This is a genomic window from Pseudoalteromonas sp. McH1-7, from assembly GCF_013366255.1.
GTDB classification, from domain to species: Bacteria; Pseudomonadota; Gammaproteobacteria; order Enterobacterales; family Alteromonadaceae; genus Pseudoalteromonas; species Pseudoalteromonas peptidolytica.
Genome location: NZ_JABWPQ010000002.1, coordinates 83,805 through 105,507 on the forward strand (window position 1 = coordinate 83,805; position 21,703 = coordinate 105,507).

At 43.5% G+C, this 21,703-nt stretch carries 20 protein-coding genes; 7 read left to right on the top strand and 13 right to left on the bottom strand.

Annotated features, from left to right (window positions below; all coding sequences use genetic code 11):
• Positions 1-939 (top strand): LysR family transcriptional regulator, encoded by a 939-nt coding sequence (locus tag HUZ36_RS01640; RefSeq protein WP_125252956.1) that lies wholly within the window; start codon positions 1-3, stop codon positions 937-939.
• A 330-nt stretch (positions 940-1,269) separates the two neighbouring features.
• A complete protein-coding gene (locus HUZ36_RS01645; protein ID WP_128732157.1) occupies positions 1,270-1,647 on the top strand; it encodes a hypothetical protein in 378 nt (125 codons plus the stop codon).
• A gap of 87 nt (positions 1,648-1,734) precedes the next feature.
• Here HUZ36_RS01645 and mltG read toward each other — a convergent pair whose 3' ends face one another.
• The 9 genes from mltG to yceD all read right to left on the bottom strand — a co-directional run bounded on the left by mltG (position 1,735) and on the right by yceD (position 8,881).
• A complete protein-coding gene (mltG, locus tag HUZ36_RS01650; protein WP_176031838.1) occupies positions 1,735-2,718 on the bottom strand; it encodes an endolytic transglycosylase MltG in 984 nt (327 codons plus the stop codon).
• Entirely contained in the window at positions 2,718-3,497 is a 780-nt protein-coding gene (gene pabC, locus HUZ36_RS01655; protein ID WP_254879443.1) for an aminodeoxychorismate lyase, read from the bottom strand. Before pabC ends, mltG begins: the two co-directional genes overlap by 1 nt.
• A 103-nt stretch (positions 3,498-3,600) precedes the next feature.
• Positions 3,601-4,839 carry a beta-ketoacyl-ACP synthase II gene (gene fabF / locus HUZ36_RS01660; protein WP_176031839.1) on the bottom strand — a complete coding sequence of 413 codons (1,239 nt, stop codon included), beginning with the start codon at positions 4,837-4,839 and terminating at the stop codon, positions 3,601-3,603.
• Between the two features lie 85 nt (positions 4,840-4,924).
• Positions 4,925-5,161 carry an acyl carrier protein gene (gene acpP, locus HUZ36_RS01665; RefSeq protein WP_010374019.1) on the bottom strand — a complete coding sequence of 79 codons (237 nt, stop codon included), beginning with the start codon at positions 5,159-5,161 and terminating at the stop codon, positions 4,925-4,927.
• 216 nt (positions 5,162-5,377) lie between these two features.
• The gene (gene fabG, locus HUZ36_RS01670) at positions 5,378-6,124 is read right to left on the bottom strand and encodes a 3-oxoacyl-ACP reductase FabG (RefSeq protein ID WP_128731017.1); all 747 of its coding nucleotides are present in this window, start codon (positions 6,122-6,124) and stop codon (positions 5,378-5,380) included.
• 13 nt (positions 6,125-6,137) lie between these two features.
• Positions 6,138-7,064, bottom strand: coding sequence for an ACP S-malonyltransferase (gene fabD / locus HUZ36_RS01675; protein ID WP_128731018.1), 927 nt, complete (start codon positions 7,062-7,064; stop codon positions 6,138-6,140).
• A 53-nt stretch (positions 7,065-7,117) separates the two neighbouring features.
• Entirely contained in the window at positions 7,118-8,164 is a 1,047-nt protein-coding gene (gene plsX / locus HUZ36_RS01680; protein ID WP_125253010.1) for a phosphate acyltransferase PlsX, read from the bottom strand.
• 11 nt (positions 8,165-8,175) lie between these two features.
• Positions 8,176-8,346: a 50S ribosomal protein L32 gene (gene rpmF, locus HUZ36_RS01685; protein WP_070985127.1), complete on the bottom strand. Its 171-nt coding sequence runs from the start codon at positions 8,344-8,346 to the stop codon at positions 8,176-8,178.
• Between the two features lie 10 nt (positions 8,347-8,356).
• Complete coding sequence (gene yceD, locus HUZ36_RS01690) at positions 8,357-8,881, bottom strand: 23S rRNA accumulation protein YceD (RefSeq protein WP_125253884.1); 525 nt, start codon at positions 8,879-8,881, stop codon at positions 8,357-8,359.
• A 119-nt stretch (positions 8,882-9,000) separates the two neighbouring features.
• Between yceD and HUZ36_RS01695 the strand changes: the two genes are divergently transcribed.
• Complete coding sequence (locus tag HUZ36_RS01695) at positions 9,001-9,600, top strand: Maf family protein (RefSeq protein ID WP_147389585.1); 600 nt, start codon at positions 9,001-9,003, stop codon at positions 9,598-9,600.
• Here HUZ36_RS01695 and HUZ36_RS01700 read toward each other — a convergent pair.
• A complete protein-coding gene (locus tag HUZ36_RS01700; protein WP_147389586.1) occupies positions 9,589-10,233 on the bottom strand; it encodes an HAD family hydrolase in 645 nt (214 codons plus the stop codon). The two genes, HUZ36_RS01695 and HUZ36_RS01700, sit on opposite strands and share 12 nt — an antisense overlap.
• A gap of 1 nt (position 10,234) precedes the next feature.
• Positions 10,235-11,185, bottom strand: a complete 951-nt coding sequence (gene rluC, locus HUZ36_RS01705; RefSeq protein ID WP_176031840.1) for a 23S rRNA pseudouridine(955/2504/2580) synthase RluC — start codon at positions 11,183-11,185, stop codon at positions 10,235-10,237.
• Positions 11,186-11,787: 602 nt separating this feature from the next.
• On the opposite strand from rluC, the gene rne reads away from it, so the two are divergent.
• Together rne and HUZ36_RS01715 are read left to right on the top strand one after the other, a co-directional pair.
• Entirely contained in the window at positions 11,788-15,117 is a 3,330-nt protein-coding gene (rne, locus tag HUZ36_RS01710) for a ribonuclease E (RefSeq protein WP_176031841.1), read from the top strand.
• Between the two features lie 292 nt (positions 15,118-15,409).
• Positions 15,410-17,068, top strand: coding sequence for a SulP family inorganic anion transporter (locus tag HUZ36_RS01715; RefSeq protein ID WP_125253878.1), 1,659 nt, complete (start codon positions 15,410-15,412; stop codon positions 17,066-17,068).
• On the opposite strand, the gene HUZ36_RS01720 is transcribed toward HUZ36_RS01715, so the two are convergent.
• A complete protein-coding gene (locus HUZ36_RS01720) occupies positions 17,055-17,930 on the bottom strand; it encodes a LysR substrate-binding domain-containing protein (protein WP_125253877.1) in 876 nt (291 codons plus the stop codon). The genes HUZ36_RS01715 and HUZ36_RS01720 overlap by 14 nt on opposite strands.
• A gap of 97 nt (positions 17,931-18,027) precedes the next feature.
• On the opposite strand from HUZ36_RS01720, the gene HUZ36_RS01725 reads away from it, so the two are divergent.
• Together HUZ36_RS01725 and fghA are read left to right on the top strand one after the other, a co-directional pair.
• On the top strand, positions 18,028-19,149 hold the full coding sequence (locus HUZ36_RS01725) for an S-(hydroxymethyl)glutathione dehydrogenase/class III alcohol dehydrogenase (RefSeq protein WP_217704566.1): 1,122 nt from the start codon (positions 18,028-18,030) through the stop codon (positions 19,147-19,149).
• A 55-nt stretch (positions 19,150-19,204) separates the two neighbouring features.
• The gene (gene fghA, locus HUZ36_RS01730) at positions 19,205-20,056 is read left to right on the top strand and encodes an S-formylglutathione hydrolase (RefSeq protein ID WP_176031842.1); all 852 of its coding nucleotides are present in this window, start codon (positions 19,205-19,207) and stop codon (positions 20,054-20,056) included.
• Between the two features lie 307 nt (positions 20,057-20,363).
• Here fghA and HUZ36_RS01735 read toward each other — a convergent pair whose 3' ends face one another.
• Positions 20,364-21,689 (bottom strand): serine hydrolase domain-containing protein, encoded by a 1,326-nt coding sequence (locus tag HUZ36_RS01735; protein ID WP_176031843.1) that lies wholly within the window; start codon positions 21,687-21,689, stop codon positions 20,364-20,366.
• Positions 21,690-21,703: the final 14 nt, after the last annotated feature.

A 21,703-nucleotide genomic window follows, 5' to 3' on the forward strand; every position in this document is an offset into this window, starting at 1 on the left:
GTGAACATTAGTAAAATTGATCTTAACTTGCTGGTTTATCTCGATACACTACTTCGAGAATGTAATGTGACGCGTGCAGCAAACCAACTTAGCATTACACAGCCAGCTATGAGTAATGGTTTAAAACGCCTCAGAAACCTTTTTAATGACCCAATTTTAGTTCGCACCAGTGAAGGAATGGTTCCAACTGAGCGCGCTTTAGAGCTACAGCCTGTTATCCGTGGTATCTTAATGACGTTGGAAGAAACGCTAGCACCTAACAGAGAGTTTGAAGCGGCTAGCAGCAATCGCGTATTTCGCATTATGGCGAGCGACTATGCTGCAAGCACGCTTGCCCCTAAACTACTCAATAAGCTTCATGAAGAGGCGCCAGACACTACACTAGACATCCTCACACCCAGTGACGTTACCTTCCATGACGTTGAAAATGGGAAAGTTGATATGGCAATTAATCGCTTTGAAAACCTCCCACAGTCGTTTCATCATAAACGAATTTGGAAAGATAGCTTTTGCTGCCTTGTAAAATCTGATAATCCAATTATTGCTAACTTTACTTTGGATGCGTATCTTAAGTCACGTCATATTTGGGTAAGTAAAACTGGGTTTGGCGTTGGTGTTGGGATGGATCCTGCTGACGTACAAAAGCTTGGGTGGGTTGATGAAGCTCTTGCCCATTTTGGCAAGCACCGAAACATTGCAACCTTTACTCGTAATTATCACGTCGCGATACATCTTGCTAAAGAACAAAACTTAGTTGCTACTTTGCCTTCAAAAGCAGCCAACATATATCGTGATGATCCAACTTTATCGGTCTTGGAGCCGCCCTTTCCTATCCCACCATTTGAGCTAGATATGATTTGGAGTCCACTACTACATCGTGATGCCAGCCATATATGGTTGCGACAAAAAATCGCTGAAGTAGCACAATCATTGATATGATACCAATTAGCCTTTTTGATACTCGCTCAATTTGAGAGAGTATCAATGTAACGCTAACTGCGTTAAAAATCTCTTATTTAGAACAACTAAATAGCAAAACTTTTGCCTTGTCTGCATGGCGGTAGGCACCTCGGCATTAGTACGACGCTTTAGCGATGTTATCAACAAGGTTTTTCGACTCAAAATAGATCTTTTAATTAAAATAATTGGTATGACCTAAAAAATATCGTCGGACAAGGTCATTTAACTATGATCCCATACATTCCATGCTGGTATCACAAGCGAATTGAACTATCCTTTTATTTATATAGATAAAAGGTGTGATACAGCATGGCAAAATTCTCTTACCGGGCAACAATTGATAATAAAGAGAAGCTAATCCACGCAGCCGCCTATGGTGAATGTGTTGAAGTAAATATTATCAATATGTACAAAAACCTGGGTTTGGCACTAAAATCCAACAAACTAAACTGTTTGGTAATTGATGTATCACAATTACATATTACTTATGATTATCCGAGCGTGTTGAATGTACTTCAAAAACTCAATCAAGTTGTTGATAATATAGCACTCGCTAGAGTTATCTCTCCTACTGATACCAAAAGTGGGCTCATCGAGGCGTTTGCCGAAAAGCATGGGCTTACTATTAAAAACTTTGAAAATTACAACGACGCGATTACATGGCTTCAAACACTCAATCGCGCCTAATAACTCTCTTAATTATACCGTTCAACTAGACATTGCTAGCAAATCACATGGAAGAGTTAGCAACAAAAAGTGCTAACTCATTATTTATTAACGGCTATTTTGCTTGTTTAAAATATAATTTTGTACCGCTTTATTGTGCTCTGCTAGTGTTTTTGAGAAATAGTGACCGCCATTTCCAGTAGCCACAAAATAAAGATAGTCCGTCTTTTGAGGATGTAATGCTGCATGTATTGAAGCTTCCGATGGCATAGCGATTGGCGTCGGTGGTAAGCCATCAATACGGTAGGTGTTGTAGGGCGTCTTTTGCCGAATATCCTTACGTTTAATATCGCCATCAAACCCCTCACCAATACCGTAAATAATGGTGGGATCAGTCTGTAGACGCATACCCTTTTTTAATCGATTGATAAATACCGATGCAACTTTCTTTCTCTCTTCGTGCAAACCAGTTTCTTTTTCAATAATTGAGGCTAAGATCAACGCTTCGTAAGGCGTTTTTAACGGCAAGTCACTCGCTCTATTTTGCCATTCATGTTGTAGTACAGCTTGCATTTTATCACGCGCTCGTTTTAGTAACCCCAAAGCAGAATCAAAACCATGATAGTAATATGTGTCGGGGTAGAGCCATCCCTCAACGGAGCCATAGTCCAGCATTAGTTGGCTGCTCAAATTATCGATGTCTTGATTTAAGTAAGGCGCATCACTAAGCTTTTTCTCAACTTCCCAGATTGGCGTGCCTTCAATAATAGTAAAGCTAAAACGATGTTGTTCACCGCGACTCACTTTAGCCACAGCCTCAAGTACCGTTAACCCTTTTAGCGCATACACTCCTGACTGTAACGCAAACAGCTTTGGTATTAATTTGCTATACAGCTGGTAAGGTAAACAATGAGACAACGCACCATTTTTCTGCCATTGGTGGCATAACTGGGTAAAGGTTTGTCCCGGCTTTATCTCTACAAACTTATCCGAAATGTTGAGCCGTTCAAATTTGACTTGATTTACTTTTTCTAAGAACCACCACGACCCCATTAAAATCGCAAATATTAGAATACACAACCACTTTTTCATTAAGAACTCATCCCTAAGATCTGTTTTTTTAGCGTCAACAAATACTCTATGTCAAAACACTGCTGCTCAAACCTTATTATCGGCACAAGCTCAATCAAGCTGTTACAGATAAATATACCATCTGCTAATTGCAAGAACTCAAGGTCTATATCAGCCACAGTAATATCAACTTGGCTTTCAAGAGATGTCAGAAATACACCTTTAATACCTGAATTTGCGAGATTTGGCGTGTACACTCGGTTGTTTTTAATTACGATAATATTTGCCGCAGACGATTCGATAACGCTGCCATTGATGTCAGTAACGATGACATCATCACATTCCAGCGTTTGCGCATCTTGTTTAATCAACACTTGCTCTAATCGATTTAACGTTTTGAGGCCTGCTAATAAAGGTTGAATCCCCAACTGAACTCGGCTTAGCACGGTCTCGATACCATGTTGCTGCCATTTACTGTAATTCTCTGGAAATGGTAGCACTTGGATGCTAAAACTGGGCGTGGGTGATTGTGGAGCTTGATAGCCTCGGCCACCACATCCTCGTGTAATGAGAATTTTTAATACGGCCTTTGTTTCACCTTTTATTCGCTCATAAACCAAGCGCTCAAGTGCTTCGAGGTTCAGCTCAGGAAAATCTAAACGCTGCTGACATTGCACTAACCTCTTTACATGAAGTGGCCACAGCTCAATACGACCATTGCAGACTAAAGCTGTGGTGAAAAAACCATCACCATATGCTAACCCCCTGTCATTATTAAAAAAAAGCTGCTGATTCTCCAATTTTCGTGCCCTTTCACAAAACCAAATACGCAAACATAAAAAAGCTCGGCAACGCCGAGCTTTTTTATCATAACCTTTTTTGTATTCAGTTACTAAGGTTCATCTATACCTTTTTAAAAAGCAATGAACCATTTGTACCGCCGAAACCAAATGAGTTACATAATGTATATTCTAACTTTGCATCACGCGCTGTGTGAGGCACATAATCTAGATCACATCCTTCCTCTGGATTATCTAAATTAATGGTTGGCGTTACCTTCTGGTCTTGCAACGCTAGGATCGAAATAATTGACTCTACAGAGCCAGCTGCTCCTAGCAAGTGACCCATCATTGATTTAGACGAGCTAACCATGACATCTTTTGCAGCCGACCCAAACACAGATTTCACCGCATGTGTTTCTGCTATATCGCCTGCTGGGGTAGATGTGCCATGCGCATTAATATAGCCAACCTGTGATGCGTTTACTCCCGCGTCATTTAGTGCATTGACCATCGCTTGAGCAGCCCCGGCACCGTCTTCAGGTGGCGACGTCATATGATAAGCATCACCACTCATGCCAAAGCCAACTAACTCAGCATAAATTTTAGCTCCACGTGCTTTAGCGTGCTCATACTCTTCAAGCACTATTACGCCAGCTCCATCGGCAAGCACAAATCCATCACGATCTTTGTCCCAAGGACGAGACGCACCTTGAGGATCGTCATTGCGTGTAGACAATGCCCGTGCTGCACTAAAACCACCCATTCCAATTGGAGTCGATGCTTTTTCAGCTCCACCTGCAACCATCGCATCAGCATCACCGTACGCAATCATACGTGCCGCATGGCCAATATTGTGAAGACCTGTAGTACATGCTGTCACAATAGAAATATTAGGGCCTCTCAGTCCATGCATGATAGACAAGTGACCAGAAATCATATTGATGATAGTTGAAGGTACATAAAACGGAGACAGCTTACGTGGGCCACTATTTAATAGTTTCTTGTGGTTTTCTTCGATCAACGTTAACCCGCCGATCCCCGAACCAATTGCCACACCAACTCTGGCTGCATTTTCATCGTTCACTTCAAGCCCTGAATCTTTTAGTGCTTGAACGCCGGCAGCGATGCCATACTGGATGAAGACATCCATTTTTTTAGCATCTTTAGGGGAAATATATTCAGTGACATCAAAGTCGTTCACTAAACCTGCAAACTTAGTTCCGAAACCTTCTGTGTCAAAATGCGTGATATTGCGAATGCCACTACGGCCTTCTAATAAGCCCTGCCAGGTAGATTCAACATCATTACCCAGCGGCGTCAACATACCTAAGCCAGTTACTACGACTCGACGTTTAGCCACGGTGTCCTCCAAAAAGGGATTATTATAGTAAAGGGGGGTCTAGAAAGAGTTAGGGCAGCGAGTGCTGCCCTAATAGAAAAGCTAGTTACTCAGCGTGAGCAGTAACGTAGTCGATCGCTGCTTGAACAGTAGTAATTTTCTCTGCTTCTTCATCAGGGATCTCAGTATCAAACTCTTCTTCTAGCGCCATTACAAGCTCAACTGTGTCTAGAGAGTCAGCACCTAAATCGTCAACAAAAGACGCTTCAGATTTTACTTCTTCTTCTTTAACACCTAGTTGTTCTACAATAATTTTCTTTACGCGTTCTTGGATGTCGCTCATTCTTCTTTCCTTTATTTAAACGCTACTGCGTTAATTTTCAGATTGCGGCGCAGTTTACGACGCATCATTCTGGGATTCAAGGATTGACCCGTACTTTTTTTTCTGGTCAAACCTGTTACAAAGCTTTAAATCTTTTTATCGCCTATTTTCACGACGATTTCAAGTAAGTTGTCGACAAGATCACAAAAAATTCAATTAATTTGTGATCTTAGCTCGTTAAACCATGTACATTGCACCATTGACGTGCAATGTTTCTCCAGAGACATAAGCTGCTGCGTCTGATGCTAAATAAACGACAGCTGCGGCAATTTCGTCAGGCTGCCCTAAACGACCCGCTGGAACATTTGCTAGGGTCGCTGCCTTTTGCTCATCAGTTAGCTCATCTGTCATGTCTGTTTGGATAAAACCAGGCGCTACAGTATTTACTGTAATACCGCGAGATGCAACCTCACGCGCTAATGATTTCGTAAAACCAATTACGCCGGCTTTTGCTGCAGCATAGTTGGCTTGACCTGCATTCCCCATCGTACCCACAACTGACCCGATGTTAATGATGCGGCCGTTTTTCTTCTTCATCATTGGGCGAAGTACTGCTTTTGATAAGCGGAAAATAGATGACAAGTTAGTGTCGATAATATCATCCCACTCTTGATCTTTCATTCGCATCAACAAGTTATCGCGGGTGATACCAGCATTATTTACTAATACATCAATATCGCCCAAATCTTCTTTAATTGCTGATAAAGTTGCTGCGATTGAGTCGGCATCTGTCACGTTCAGCGCATAACCTTTACCGTTATCACCTAAGTATTCAGAGATGCGCTCGGCACCAGACTCGCTAGTTGCGGTACCTGCAACTTTTGCGCCTTGGGCAATCAAAGCATTAGCGATTGCTTTACCAATACCTCGGCTTGCACCTGTAACCAGTACTACCTTACCTTCTAAAGAAAATAAATTACTCATAATGTTCTCGTTCTTATTTTGTGGCTTCAATTGAGGCCAAATCATTTACCGATGCGCACGATACTGAACGATCTATACGCTTCACTAAGCCTGTGATCACTTTGCCTGGGCCAAACTCAAATGCCGTAGTAATACCCTCTTTAGCAACTTTTTGAACCGTCTCAGTCCATCTCACCGGACTATAAAGCTGGCGGATCAGCGCCTCTTTTATCGCTGCTGCATCTTTTTCGACTGTAACATCGACGTTGTTGATCACAGCAAATTTAGGTTCAGAGAATGTTAGCGACGCTAAGTCTTTTGCTAATTTATCAGCAGCCGGTTTCATTAATGCACAATGAGATGGTACGCTGACTGCAAGCGGTAACGCTCGTTTGGCTCCGGCTTCTTTACATGCTTCAGATGCGCGATTAACTGCTTCAACGTGACCCGCAATAACTACTTGCCCTGGGGAGTTATAGTTTACCGGTGAAACAACGTCACCCAGTGCAGATTCAACACAAACTTGAGCAATCACGTCATCATCCAAACCAATAATTGCAGCCATAGAACCAGTACCTGCTGGAACAGCTTCCTGCATGTATAAACCACGCTTTTCCACTAATTTTACGGCATCAGTAAGAGGTAAAACATCTGCACACACTAACGCAGAATATTCACCTAAACTATGGCCAGCTAGTGTTAACTCAGCGTCAATACCTTGGTCTTGCCAAGCTCTAAAAATAGCAACGCTTGCAGTTAATAACGCAGGCTGAGTACGGTGAGTTTGATTTAATTCTTCCTCAGGGCCGTTTAATACTAACTCAGCTAAATCATAGCCTAGTGCTTCTGAGGCCTCAGCGAAGGTTGCTTTAACTGTGTCAGAAGATGTAAGTAACTCGGACAACATACCCACGCTTTGCGAGCCTTGGCCGGGGAAAAATAATGCGATTTTTTGTGACATACTGTGCTCTTATCTTCTCTATTATCGCCACGTCCTCATGTCACTGCATAGCGTTAAGAATGAGAACCTGACGGTTGCTTTTCTGTGTCGACTTGTTCAAATACCGCTTGGATCTTCTCAGGGATCTTACGCTGAACTTCTTGTGCAGCTTCTTCAATTGCGGCCAAAAATGCCTTATTGGTAGCATTTCCGTGACTTTTCACAACAATACCGCGCAATCCTACCAGACTTGCACCGTTATACTGGTCGGGGTTCACCCTTTTGTACAATTTTTTTATAACGGGTCGGAGTAAAAATGCCAACGCTTTATAAAAAAAGTGCTTTTTTAACGCTTTACTAAACTTGTGCATAATAAGTTTGGCTATGCCTTCACATGTTTTTAGCGCGACATTGCCCACAAAGCCCTCACAGACAATCACATCAGCCTTGCCTGAAAACATATCACTACCTTCACAATAGCCTTGGTAGTTAATAACAGAAGAGGATTTCATTAATTTTGCAGCTTGCTTAATACCATCGTGACCTTTAATTTCCTCAGAGCCAATATTAAGTAAGCATACTTTTGGTTCTGCAATATTGAGTGCCTGGCCTGCCACCACTGATCCCATAATGCCAAATTGATACAAGGTCTCTGGATCGCAATGCACATTTGCCCCCAAGTCTAATAAGTAGACAGGGTGTTTTTTTTCAGTAGGAACTGCAGAGATAAGTGCTGGACGCTTTATACCTGGTAGCATTTTCAAAACATAGTGCGCCATAAAAAACAATGCACCTGTATTACCAGAACTGACACAAGCTTGTGCTTCACCAGATTTAACTAAATCTAATGCTACTCTCATGGAGGAATGTTTTTTATTTCGAAGTGCCGAAGCAGGTTCACAGCTATTTGTGACGACTTCTTTACAGTGCCTAATGGTCAACCTGGGGTGGTCAAGCATACTAGCTTTAGCGAGTGCAGATTCGATAACCTGTTGATTACCGCATAAAATGAGGTTTAAATTCGGGTGCTTAAGAACGGCAGCGATAGCTGCAGGGATAGATGAACGGGGGCCGTAATCGCCCCCCATCATATCTAACGCAATGGTTAGATCGGTCAGCATAAAGCAATCTCTTAGTTAGAAATTACTTTAACGCCTTTGTAGTAACCGTCAGCAGTCACGTGGTGACGACGATGAGTCTCGCCAGAAACCTGATCTACAGTTAGAGCTGGTCCACTGATCGCATCGTGTGAACGACGCATACCACGACGTGCGCGTGACTTCTTGCTTTTTTGTACCGCCATTAGCCTTCTCCTAAGAATCTTTCTTAAGTTGTTTCAAAATATCAAATGGATTTGGTTTGCTATCTTCTGCTTCAATTTCACCAAAGCTCTTTGGCTCATCAGAATAAGAGCATTGCGCTTCATCATGCATAGGTACTATCGGTATAGCGAGTAATAGCTCGTCTTCGACTAGTTGTCTAAGATTAACTTCACCCTCTTCGTCAAGTTCCAATACATCATAACGCTCGGGAAGATCATCCGACTCTGCACCTAATCCGACTGGCGAATACGCAAAGTCTTGTTCCAAATCCAACCCTAATTCATCATTACAACGCTGACACACAAGTGTAAGATGCGCTTGGACTTTGCCTTGCACAACCACCAGACCTTGTTCGTCGATGTTGAAATGAATATCTACCGCTATTTCACTACTTTGATCTTGCACAACTTGCTGCAATCGAGAAAGTTCTTCGAGCGTTACAACACCGTCATAAGATGCTCGACGTTGCGCTGCTCTGCATGGATCAAGAGTGATGGGAATTTTCACCTTTTGCATAGGGGCTGCATCATATAGATAGTTACTGTGTTAGTCAAAGTAAAAATACACTTTCCCTTTGTTTTTCGCGTTATTGCACTTTATCCTGTAGGCAATGTTATCACAGAGATAAAAATTCCATGAAAACGCCTCTTATTCTAGCTTCTAGTTCGCCATTTAGGCAGTCAATTTTGAAAAAATTAATGCTGCCTTTTATGTCATTTTCTCCAGATATAGACGAGCGCGCGCGCGAAGATGAATCGGCAGAGCAACTAGTTGCTCGACTGAGTGAATTAAAAGCCCAAGCATCTATTAAAAAGTATCAAAAAGGTATTGTCATTGGTTCGGACCAAGTTGCACTCTTTGACGGTGAGATCCTTGGAAAACCTCATAACAAGGAAAACGCGGTGAAGCAACTAAGCTTGTTTAGCAATAATCGCGTAACGTTTTTGACCGGTTTGACGGTTTTTGACATTCAAAGCGGTAAAACACTTACTAACGTAGTGCCATTTCACGTTTATTTTCGAAAACTGACTCAAATGCAGATCAACAACTACTGTGATGCAGAAGCCCCCTATAACTGTGCAGGAAGTTTTAAAAGTGAAGGCCTAGGGATCTGCCTGTTTGACAAGCTAGAAGGGGAAGATCCAAATACGCTTATCGGTCTTCCACTCATTCAATTAACTAAAATGCTATTGGAGTTTGGCGTCGATGTGTTAGCTGAACAATCAAGCCAGTAATATTTGCGAGAGGTCTTGGTAGTTATCACAAATATGGCACGCTGATGTTTGCGATAACTGCTCTTTGGAAGCCACGCCCAGAGTCATTCCAATCGCATCAATACCGGCGTTCTTGGCAAGTTCCATATCAATGATTGAATCTCCAATCATAACGCTCTGTTGGGCGTCGACCCCGAGCTCTGCTAAAATTTGCAGCAACATATCAGGATGGGGTTTAGATTCAGCCTCGCATGCAGTCCTTGTTGTAACAAAATACTCAGTTAGGCCATATTGCGCCATCAACCTATCCAGCCCCGTCCTGCTTTTCCCTGTGGCCACCGCGATTTTCACACCTCTATCTCGAAGCTGGTTTAATAATGACTCAACTCCAGCAAAAATAGGTGACGGCGTCTCATCTTCATTTGAATAACTATATTTATACGCTTGGACTAATGAATCTACCTGTTCATGATGCTGAGGAAATAGTACCTGCATGGCCTTAGGTAGCGACAAACCAATAATACTTTTTGCCATTTCATCGCTCACGGGCGCAATACCACATGATTTTGCCGCCAAATGAATTGTATTGACAATTTTTGGTACTGAGTCCATCACCGTACCATCCCAATCAAAAATTACACACTTATAGCGCATGCTATTTCCTTAGTTTTTGTAAACATGACTCCAGTGCAGCATCCAAAGGCGCTTCAACATGATGCGTGGTTTCTGTTTTAGGGTGTATAAACCTAAGCTCTTTGGCATGTAAAAATAGTCGGCTCAAACCAATATCGCGCATCTGTGCATCAAACACTTGATCACCGTACTTATCATCACATGCAATTGGATGGCCTTTACACTGTGTATGGACGCGAATTTGATGCGTTCTACCTGTCACAGGAGAGGCTTGAACTAAGCTTGCTGATTCAAACCGTTCTATAACTCTAAATCGTGTATGTGATGCCTTGCCCTGCTCGTGATCAACGCGCACCACACGCTCACCTGATTTTAGGGTGTTTTTACGAAGTGGCTCAGTCACGTTTTTATGCTTTGCATCCCATTGCCCAGCAACTAATGCCAAGTAATTCTTCTCCATGGTTTTTTCTCTTAATTGCTCATGGAGACCTTTTAGTACCGCGCGACGTTTGGAAATCAACAAACAACCTGATGTATCTCTATCCAAGCGATGAACCAGTTCTAAGCTTTGTTCTTGTGGTCTTAATGCTCGAAGTGCTTCAATTAAGCCATAACTCAGTCCACTACCACCATGCACAGCCATACCGGCTGGCTTATTTATAACAATCAGATACTTATCTTCATATAGAATCGCATCTTCAAGGTTTGCCACTTTATCAAGATTCTTAGGTACAAATTCTGTTTTTTCTGCAACACGTACAGGTGGGATGCGGATCTCATCGTTCATCCGCAGCTTATAAACCGGCTTTACCCGCTTTTTATTAACACGCACTTCCCCTTTGCGAAGGATCTTGTATACGGCGCTCTTTGGCACCCCTTTCAAATGCGTAACTAAAAAGTTATCAATCCTTTGACCTTCTTGGTCTTCGGTCACGGTAACAAAGCTAACTTTTAATGCGGGTTTTTCTGACATTGCCTAATCACTGATTTGAGTAATAATTTAGTTGCTATCTCGACGTTATTAGTGGGATAATCAGCCCGCAAATTTTTGCGAGGTGCTTTTTATCGCAAAAACAATCGTGATGCACATCTTGGATGGCAGATCATACAGATTAGAGCTAATATTTCCAAAGCTTTTATCGAGCATCTAAGATAAACACGTGCGAACAGTCAATGCGAAGCGCGTAATATTTCGTTTAATGACTGGACACGAAAAAAACCAAAAAGCAAGAAATTAAAATTTGTCTGATACGCTGACCACCGTTGCAATAATACCCGTGCATAGCAGGCCGCAACTCGTGAATGTCGCAAAGTAATTGAGTCAAAAGATGGCGATGACCAAACTTGTCAAACCAAGTATGACTAGCCCGTGCATGACCACTTAGCGACACCAATAAATGTGAAGAAGCGAACAGTTAATCAGTGATTTTACCCTGATTTAAAGCGGAAACTGTGAATATACTCCTTTTCCCCAGTCGTGAGACTGCATCATTAAACCGGAGTATCCAAGGCGTAACATGCTGTCGCTGGAAAACGTATTAGGCGCTGTAAATAAATTGAGTAGAGAATTACAATATGAAACGTATGCTGATCAATGCAACGCAGCAAGAAGAAATGCGCGTAGCACTGGTTGACGGCCAGCGTCTGTATGATTTAGATATAGAAAGCCCTGGTCACGAACAGAAAAAAGCGAACATTTACAAGGGTAAAATTACCCGTATCGAACCTTCCCTAGAAGCCGCATTTGTTGATTATGGCGCTGAGCGTCACGGATTCCTCCCTTTAAAAGAAATTGCGAAAACTTACTTCCCTGACGGTTACACATTCAATGGTCGTCCAAATATCAAAGATGTGATCCGCGAAGGCCAAGAAGTTATCGTTCAAGTTGATAAAGAAGAGCGTGGCCAAAAAGGTGCAGCCTTAACCACCTTTATCAGCGTAGCTGGTAGCTACTTGGTGCTAATGCCAAATAACCCAAGAGCCGGCGGTATTTCACGTCGTATAGAGGGTGATGAACGTATCGAGCTAAAAGAAGCCTTGAGCCGATTGAACGTACCAAAAGGTATGGGACTAATTGTTCGTACCGCAGGGGTTGGAAAGTCGTTTGAAGAACTAGAATACGACTTGAAAGCGCTTTTAGTGCACTGGGAAGCTATTCAGAATGCAGCAGACAGCGGTAAGGCACCTTTCTTAATTCACCAAGAAAGTAACGTGATCTTCCGTGCAATCCGAGACTATCTACGTCGCGATATCGGTGAAATTCTAATTGACAAGCCTCGCGTTTTTGAGGAAGCAAAAGCCCACATAGAGCGTTTTCGTCCTGACTTTATCAATCGTGTGAAGCTATATCAAAACGATGTGCCTCTATTTACGCACTATCAAATTGAGAGTCAAATTGAGTCAGCTTTCCAGCGAGAGGTACGTTTACCTTCTGGTGGCTCAATTGTGATAGACCCTACCGAAGCACTAACTTCTATCGACATCAACTCGTCAAAAGCGACGAAAGGTGGCGACATTGAAGAAACGGCACTGAACACCAACTTAGAAGCCGCTGATGAAATTGCTCGTCAATTACGCTTGCGAGATCTTGGTGGCTTAATTGTTATCGATTTCATCGACATGACGCCTCCACGCCATCAGCGTGAAGTAGAAAATCGTTTGAAAGAAGCGGTGCGCACGGATCGCGCTCGCGTGCAAATAGGCAAGATTTCTCGTTTTGGTCTGTTAGAAATGTCACGCCAGCGTTTACGTCCATCACTTGGTGAAGCGAGCCAACACACTTGCCCTCGCTGTGATGGTCAAGGTACTATTCGCTCAAACGAATCGATTGCTCTATCTATCCTGCGTCTTATTGAGGAAGAAGCAATCAAAGACAACACAGCACAGGTAAATGCACAAGTGCCTGTTGCTGTTGGTGCGTATCTGCTAAATGAAAAGCGCCGCTCTGTCCAACGCATCGAAAAGCGCCACGAGTGTCATGTTGTTATTATTCCAAATCAGCACATGGAAACACCTCACTATGAAGTAGTTCGACTTCGTAAAGATGAAACGACCGAAGCTGCAAGCTACGAGCAGATCATTACGCCCGAGCCTGAGGTTATTGAAGTTGCAAAACCACAGGCAAACGTAAAAGAAGAGCCTGTACTCAAAGGTGTTGTGATGCCTGATGCACCGGCTCCAGCTCCAACTCAAGCTGAAAAACCACAAGCACGCAAGCCTGAAGCCAAACCTACTCAGGACAGCGCCGGTTTGTTCGCAAAGATTGGCCAGTGGATTAAAAATCTCTTTGCTGGTGACAGCCAAGAAGAAACAAAGCCAAGTGAAGAAAAGCCAGCTCGTGACACGAACAATCGCGATAATCGTCGTCGTAATAATAACCGTCGTCGCAACAATAATCGTCGTCGTAATGAACCGCAGAAAGAAACTGCTGTTGAAGCGAAAGATGAAAACACCAGCAACGAGCAACGAGGTGATAATCGTAAGCGCCGTCGCCCTAATAACAGAAAGCGTCAAGATCAAGACAAGACCAACCGTTCAAGTAAGTCAGCCGTTGATGAATCGGTAAATGAAACAGCGAACACTGAAACACAGGTCAAAGAAGCGAAAGTTAAACCTCGTAGACAAAGACGTAATCTGCGTAAGAAAGTGCGTGTACAGGATACAAACGCAGAGCAGAGCAATGTAGCAGAGCCAACTCCAACTGAAGAAGTAAAAGTTGAAGTCAAGCCATTGGAACAGCCTGAAAAAGCAGTATCTGAGCAAAAGCCTGAGCCGAAGCAGAGACACAAAAAGTCCAAGCCTACGGTACAAAAAACAGAAAAACATGAAGCTGTCGTGAGCGAAAGCGCTACGCCTGAAAAATACGAGACTGCCAAAGAGACACAGCCAGAAATTGATACCACAGTTTCTGCTGACGAAGTTATCAAGGTAAATGACACAGAGGCGCCAACACCGCAACTTGCTGAAGAAAATGATGATGAGAACAAAGAAGGTCGTACACGTTCTAGACGTTCACCTCGTCATTTGAGAGCAGCAGGCCAACGTCGCCGCCGTCCTGATACACCAGAAAAAGGTCAGTCAGCAGCTTTCATCCCAGTTGCCGATCAAGCCGCCGCTGAATATGAGGCTGAGCTAAAAGCGAAGTCAGTTGAAGAAGTGGTACCGCAAGCAGAAGCAGCGCCTGAAACCGCTGAAGAAGTTGCACCGCAAACTGAAGCAGCGCCTGAAACCGCTGAAGAAGTGACACCGCAAACTGAAGCAGCGCCTGAAACCGCTGAAGAAGTGGCACCACAAGCAGAAGCAGCACCTGAAACCGCTGAAAAAGTGGCACCGCAAACTGAAGCAGCACCTGAAACCACTGAAGAAGTGACACCGCAAGCAAAAACAGCGCCTGAAACCGCTGAAGAAGTGACACCGCAAGCAAAAGCAGCGCCTGAAACCGCTGAAGAAGTTGCACCGCAAACTGAAGCTGCAGCGCCTGAAACCGCTCAGGAAGTTACACCGCAAACTGAAGCTGCAGCGCCTGAAACCGCTGAGGAAGTTGCACCGCAAACTGAAGCTGCTGCGCCTGAAACCGCTGAGGAAGTTGCACCGCAGGTGGAAGCAGCATCTGAAACGGTTGAAGAAGTTGCACCACAAGCAGAAATAGCATCTGAAACGGTTAAAGAAACCCCACCGCATAATGCGAATGGTGATACGACCTATAGCCGTATTCGCTTTAACCAAACCGCCGCAGCGCCAATGACCAAGGCTCAAGGTGTGAATGACGACGTCATTGCACAGATACCACCGGCAATGCCACATGAGCTTCGTGAAGTAGTTGCAAATAGTGGCCTAGGTGTTGGCTCCAAGTCACCGATGGGTAAAGCGAGTGCCGAAATGGCCTCGCCAGCTCAGGTTGATTAAGTAAAAAATAAAAAAGCCAGTCTATGTAGACTGGCTTTTTTGTATCTAATACCAATTATCTTAATTAAGTGGTCTATTTTGAGGCGAGAAGGCAAAAATTTTTATTTAGTTGTTCTGAATAAGAAGTTTTTAACGCAGTTAGTGTCAGGTTTACTCCTTCGAATTGAGCTCGTATTAAGACTGATTGGTATAATGCTACTGAACATGGAAATGGTAGTACCAGTCCTTCATAGCACTGCATATCATTTATCAGTAGAATGCCGTCAATTCTTTGATCGTTATAGTCAAAAGTATGATCACATTTAAGAGATTTAAACACGCATCTTTCAAAGGTGACCTATTCGGTGGTGTTACCACCGCTATTATATCTTTACCTCTGGCACTTGCCTTTGGGGTAGCCTCCGGTGCTGGTGCAGAAGCCGGCATGTGGGGCGCTATTCTTGTTGGGTTATTTGCCGCATTATTTGGAGGCTCAACTTCACTAATTTCTGAGCCTACCGGTCCTATGACCGTCATTATGACAGCGGTACTGACCGCGATGATGAGCAAGTACCCAGAAAATGGCCTTGCGATGGGCTTCACTGTGGTGATGATGGCCGGTGCCTTCCAAGTACTACTTGGCACACTAAAGCTAGGTAAATACGTTACGCTAATGCCATACAGTGTGATCTCAGGTTTCATGTCTGGGATTGGCGTTATTCTCATTATCCTCCAGCTCGCCCCGTTACTTGGCCACCAAGCTCCGGCAGGTGGCGTAATCGGCACCTTATCAAATATCCCAAATTTATTGATGGATCTGCATTTCTCTGAGCTATTTTTGGGTGTCATTACTCTGGCTATTTTATTCAAAATGCCAAGCAAGTGGCGACAGTATGTCCCAGCTCAATTGGTTGCCCTAGTAGCGGTAACACTGCTCTCTGTCATTATCTTTGATACCGATAGTATCCGCCGGATTGGTGAAATACCAAGTGGGCTACCTAGCCTTGTATTTCCTGTTTTAACACCTGAATTATTCGTTGAAATGCTTATCGATGCGCTGGTGCTTGGCACCTTAGGCTGTATTGACACTCTGCTTACGGCTGTGATTGCCGATAGTTTGACAAGAACAGAACATGACTCAGATAAAGAACTGAGAGGCCAAGGTATAGCTAACATTATTGCCGGTTTATTTGGCGCACTTCCTGGTGCAGGCGCAACAATGGGAACCGTCGTTAATATTCAGGTTGGGGCTCGCTCTCCAATAGCAGGCATATTTCGAGCGCTCATTTTAATGGCCGTGGTATTTATCGCAGGCGGGTTAACAGAGCCTATCCCGATGGCTGTACTTGCGGGTATTGCTGTGTATGTTGGCTTTAACATTCTTGATTGGAGCTTTATACAGCGCGCTCATAAGCTGAGTATGAGTCAAATGGCAATTATGTATGGTGTAATGCTACTGACTGTGTTTGTAGACCTTATCGTTGCTGTAGGGCTTGGTGTTTTTATTTCTAACGTTATGGTAATTGAGCGCTTGAGTCGCGTGCAGGCAAACCACGTGAAAGCAATAAGCGATAGTGATAGTGATGAAGACGTACCTCTGACGAAAAAAGAAAGTGAGTTATTGGATCAAGCCAACGGTAAACTACTGTTCTTTTATCTATCTGGACCAATGATTTTCAGTGTTTCAAAAGCAATCGCAAGACAACACCGTAAAATAAGTGAGTACAATGCAATGGTGTTAGATTTAAGCGACGTTGCTATGATAGATGTCACCGTCGGCTTGGCTATTGAGAATGCGATTACAGACGCATTAGACGCACAGTGCCGAGTCTTTATTTACTCTCCAAACACCGAAACTACTGACAAGCTAAAACGTTTGAATATTCATGAGCGTTTAGGGGACAGTGCGTTTTGTGCTAGCCGCGAAATCGCATTGAGCCAAGCGATAGAAACAATGGCTACGGCTGACTAAAGCATTCGCTTAGATGGTCTAATAACAAACGTAAACTAGTTGCTACAAATTGTCTGGGCGGATATAACGCCCAGACTCCCTCTTCCTCGGGCTTAAAATTGGTCAAGACTTCTGTCAACTCGCCTTTATCGAGCGCTGGTTTAACGTAATAGTGTGGTAGTTGCACTAAACCCAACCCCTGCTTTGCAGCTTCCACCAGTCCCCAGCCACTATTACAACGAAGCGAACCACCGACTTTAATCTGCCTAGTCCTGCCATGCTCAACAAAACGCCACTCACTACTATTACCAATTAAGCAGTTGTGATCCAAAAGCTCATCCAAGGTGTGCGGCTGACCCCGTTGATTCAAATAGCTGTTTGCACCACACACCATGGTACTACGTGTCGTTAAGCGTTTTGCTCTTAGCGAAGAATCCTGTAATTTCCCAAGTCGAATCGCCAAATCAAATCCCTTATCAAGTAAGTCGACTTGGTTATTGGTAAGGTGCATTTCTACTTCCACTTTGGGATATAAACGCATAAATTCAACTACTGCTGGCATAACATAAGACTCACCATACATAACTGGTGCAGTGAGCTTTAACTTTCCCGTCGGCTGTCTGTCACGCTGTCTTATCGCCGCTGTCGCATCATCTAATCCATGCTGTAAATGTTTTGCATGAGATAGAAAAACCTCTCCTTCTTGGGTCAAGGCAAGCTTTCTTGTGGTACGCATTAATAGCTGTACGTTTAATCTTTGCTCAAGCATTTTTACGCGACGACTCACCTGCGCGACTGACGTATTCAGCTGTATTGCCGCTGCACTGAATGAGCCATAACTTGCTACGGCAACAAATTCATCAATACCAACCCACCTATCCATTATTACACTCACGTAAAAGTCTTTATTATTTTTATAGATTATCAAAAATTATAAAGCCGTTATACTTTTCATCATGTTTTAAAGAAAGGAAAACACTATGTCTGAATTTATTAAATCTAAAGCCGCTATAGCGTGGGGCCCGGGCCAACCTCTTAGCATTGAAGAAGTGGATGTAATGCCACCGAAAAAAGGCGAAGTCTTAGTAAAAATCACTGCAACGGGCGTATGTCATACCGATGCTTTCACTTTGTCTGGCGACGATCCAGAAGGCGTATTCCCAGCCATCTTAGGTCATGAAGGCGCAGGTATCGTTGAGGCGGTTGGTGAAGGCGTTACCAGCGTTGCCGTTGGCGACCACGTGATCCCATTGTACACACCAGAGTGTGGCGAATGTAAGTTCTGTAAATCTGGTAAAACGAACCTTTGTCAGCAGATCCGTGAAACCCAAGGTAAAGGCTTAATGCCAGATGGCACAACTCGCTTTTATAAAGACGGTAAACCCATTTACCATTACATGGGCACGTCAACCTTTTCTGAGTACACGGTATTACCAGAGATCTCTTTGGCTAAAGTAAATAAGGAAGCGCCTCTTGAAGAGATCTGCTTGCTTGGCTGTGGTGTTACTACGGGAATGGGTGCAGTAATGAATACTGCTAAAGTGCAAAAAGGCGATACCGTCGCTATTTTTGGCCTTGGTGGTATCGGCTTATCCGCTATCATTGGCGCAACGATGGCTGGTGCGAGTCGTATTATTGGCGTTGATATCAATGAAGACAAATTCGAGCTTGCGAAAAAACTTGGTGCTACCGATCTTATCAACCCTAAGAATTTTGATAAGCCAATCCAAGAAGTTATCGTTGAAATGACGGATGGCGGAGTAGATTTCTCATTTGAATGTATCGGTAATGTCGATGTCATGAGAAGTGCACTTGAGTGCTGCCACAAAGGCTGGGGTGAGTCTGTGATCATCGGCGTTGCAGGTGCAGGACAAGAAATATCGACACGTCCTTTCCAACTAGTCACAGGCAGAGTATGGCGTGGTAGCGCTTTTGGTGGTGTAAAAGGCCGCTCGGAGCTTCCTGAGATTGTCGAGCGCTACATGGACGGTGAGTTCAAGCTCAATGACTTTATCACTCACACTATGAAGCTTGAAGACATAAACGAAGCCTTTGATTTAATGCACGAAGGCAAGAGTATTCGGTCAGTGATCCACTACTAACAATATTTTTCAAGGGCGCGTTCGCGCCCTATCTCGCTTCATAAAGGAGAATTCGATGGAACTGATTTCCAGCAACAAAGTGTCAAACGGCTGGCACAAACGCTATAAGCACTCGAGTCAAACAACCCAGTGCGATATGACGTTCGCTATTTTTTTACCTGAAACTGTCAATGAAGGGAAAAAAGTGCCTGTGTTATATTGGCTTTCAGGGTTAACCTGCAGCGATGAAAACTTCATGCAAAAAGCAGGTGCTTTTAAAAAAGCCAACAAACTAGGTATTGCCATAGTAGCACCGGATACCAGTCCACGTGGAGAAGATGTGGCTGACGATGAAAATGCTAGTTACGATTTTGGCCTCGGTGCCGGCTTTTATGTCAATGCCACACAAGCACCATACAGTAAGCACTATCAGATGTATGATTATGTGACACAAGAACTACCAGAGCTTATCGAAGCGCACTTCCCTGTCAACAATCAAAAAGCCATTAGTGGTCATTCAATGGGTGGTCATGGCGCCCTTGTCATTGGACTCAGAAATCCGGATATGTATACCAGCATTTCAGCGTTCAGCCCTATCGTTAACCCGAGTAACTGCCCTTGGGGGGAAAAAGCCTTTTCAGGTTATTTGGGGGACGAGCCCCAGCACTGGCAGCAGTATGATGCCACGGTATTAATGACGAATTACGACCAGCCAGTAAAAAGACCGATATTGATAGAGCAAGGCACTGAGGATCAGTTTTTAGAAGCGCAGCTAAAACCTTGGTTATTTAAAGAGGCAGCTGAAAACGTCAGTTACCCTATCACACTGAACACTCATGACGGCTATGATCATAGTTATTTTTTCATCTCAAGTTTTATTGATGAGCATCTAGCCTTTCATCACCGTCACTTTGTAAACCGTGACTAGACTATGTTTTGTAGTGGCTGAACTCTTGAATAATAAGAAAGCCTGGTAGATAGCTAATAATGTGATTTGTTATACCAATTTTCTTAATTAAATGGTCAATTTTGAGGCGAGAAAATCTTGTCGATAACCCCGCTAACGCGTCCTACTATCGCCAAGGTACCTACATCCGCGTAGGCAAGGCAAAAATTTTGCTATTTAGTTGTTCTAAATAAGAAATTTTTTACGCTGTTAGCGTCAGATTTACTCCTTCAAATTGAGCAAGTATTAAGTCAAATTGGTATTACCTACTAGGCTGCTCAAACACTCATTAATTTTTAGACATCAAATACTCCGCTACTGCAGCGTATGCAGGCAATGAAGTCGGGTCAATGACGCTATTACCTGCACTTGGGTGTGATGCGAAGCGCACAATAACCATTTCAGCTTTTGGTGCAATATAAATTGTTTGCCCATGTACGCCACGCGCAGCATACGCGCCATATTGGTTATGAAAGTGCCACCACATACTCCGGTAGCTGCCATTTGGCAAAGTGGAAAATCTCGCTTTCTCAAAAGCTTGGGTAGACCCACCTGCAACAATGCTACCGACAGCAGCTTTGTCAATAACTTGTATACCGGCCACTTTCCCCTGATTTAACATCGTAAGGCCAAGTCTTGCCATATCACGTAAGCTAGCACTTATCCCGCCTCCAGCAAAAGGAGTGCCGAGACCATCAACAGTAACGTCTGCATCTTGTTGCATACCTAGGGGTTGCCACAAGAGCTCGGATACCACCTCGTTGTACTTTTTCCCAGTTACACGAGAAATAATCCACCCTAGTACATCACTATTTACTGTTTTGTACCCAAACGATTCACCATGTTCACCGCTTGCTTTAATCGTTTGCAGGTATTCAAAATAACCTTGCGGCCCCTCATATCCTTTTGGTTTTGGCAGCGGGTTTGCTGCAAATGCGTACTGCCATATATCCGCTTTTGGATCTGCATAGTTTTCACTATATTCTAGTGCAGTTGTCATATCCATCACCTGGCGCACGGTTGCGCCGCTAAAAGCTGAATTTTTTAATTCAGGAATAATACTGGATACCATTAGGTTCTCATCTAACCTTCCTCTTGCGATGAGCATTTCAGCAATAAGGCCTGTTACCGATTTTGTCATAGACATAACAGCATGATTTTGGGTTTGATCTAAGCAGCCAAAGTATCGTTCATAGACAACTTTGCCTTGATGCAAAATTATGATGCCATCAGTATAATTTGCTTTCAGGCTTTGTTCCCAAGTAAGCTCCTTGTCACTTCCTGATGGTAAAAATGTCACATCGTCAATACCTGCTAGTAAATCAAACTCTAGTGGCCGATAACCAGCAATCTGACGCTTTATGCTTTCTGTTGGCAAGAGCGCTCTCATATTGCACACAGACCACCGCAATTTAGGAAAACTAAAAAAGTTACTATCGGGTTGCGTTATCCGCTTATCTGGTTTGGGCGGGAAACCTTGCATCCACGCCATAGTCTTGGGATCAGACTGCTCTGCTGTCAATGTCGGTTTGCTGTGAGCCGAGTAACTACTGGAGATAAGAAGTAAAGTGCTCAGTAGCGGCAAGAATAAAGTGCTACCTTTGATTTTTCGCATGCTGATATTCCTTT

Bases quoted from the DNA above. Each gene is read 5' to 3' on its own strand.
- HUZ36_RS01735 (WP_176031843.1), bottom strand. From the start codon at position 21,689: ATGCGAAAAATCAAAGGTAGCACTTTATTCTTGCCGCTACTGAGCACT.
- acpP (WP_010374019.1), bottom strand. From the start codon at position 5,161: ATGAGCGACATCCAAGAACGCGTAAAGAAAATTATTGTAGAACAACTA.
- HUZ36_RS01725 (WP_217704566.1), top strand. From the start codon at position 18,028: ATGTCTGAATTTATTAAATCTAAAGCCGCTATAGCGTGGGGCCCGGGC.
- fabD (WP_128731018.1), bottom strand. From the start codon at position 7,064: ATGTCACAAAAAATCGCATTATTTTTCCCCGGCCAAGGCTCGCAAAGC.
- rne (WP_176031841.1), top strand. From the start codon at position 11,788: ATGAAACGTATGCTGATCAATGCAACGCAGCAAGAAGAAATGCGCGTA.
- rpmF (WP_070985127.1), bottom strand. From the start codon at position 8,346: ATGGCGGTACAAAAAAGCAAGAAGTCACGCGCACGTCGTGGTATGCGT.
- fghA (WP_176031842.1), top strand. From the start codon at position 19,205: ATGGAACTGATTTCCAGCAACAAAGTGTCAAACGGCTGGCACAAACGC.
- rluC (WP_176031840.1), bottom strand. From the start codon at position 11,185: ATGTCAGAAAAACCCGCATTAAAAGTTAGCTTTGTTACCGTGACCGAA.
- HUZ36_RS01695 (WP_147389585.1), top strand. From the start codon at position 9,001: ATGAAAACGCCTCTTATTCTAGCTTCTAGTTCGCCATTTAGGCAGTCA.
- plsX (WP_125253010.1), bottom strand. From the start codon at position 8,164: ATGCTGACCGATCTAACCATTGCGTTAGATATGATGGGGGGCGATTAC.
- HUZ36_RS01720 (WP_125253877.1), bottom strand. From the start codon at position 17,930: ATGGATAGGTGGGTTGGTATTGATGAATTTGTTGCCGTAGCAAGTTAT.
- fabG (WP_128731017.1), bottom strand. From the start codon at position 6,124: ATGAGTAATTTATTTTCTTTAGAAGGTAAGGTAGTACTGGTTACAGGT.
- HUZ36_RS01715 (WP_125253878.1), top strand. From the start codon at position 15,410: ATGATCACATTTAAGAGATTTAAACACGCATCTTTCAAAGGTGACCTA.
- yceD (WP_125253884.1), bottom strand. From the start codon at position 8,881: ATGCAAAAGGTGAAAATTCCCATCACTCTTGATCCATGCAGAGCAGCG.
- mltG (WP_176031838.1), bottom strand. From the start codon at position 2,718: ATGAAAAAGTGGTTGTGTATTCTAATATTTGCGATTTTAATGGGGTCG.
- HUZ36_RS01645 (WP_128732157.1), top strand. From the start codon at position 1,270: ATGGCAAAATTCTCTTACCGGGCAACAATTGATAATAAAGAGAAGCTA.
- HUZ36_RS01700 (WP_147389586.1), bottom strand. From the start codon at position 10,233: ATGCGCTATAAGTGTGTAATTTTTGATTGGGATGGTACGGTGATGGAC.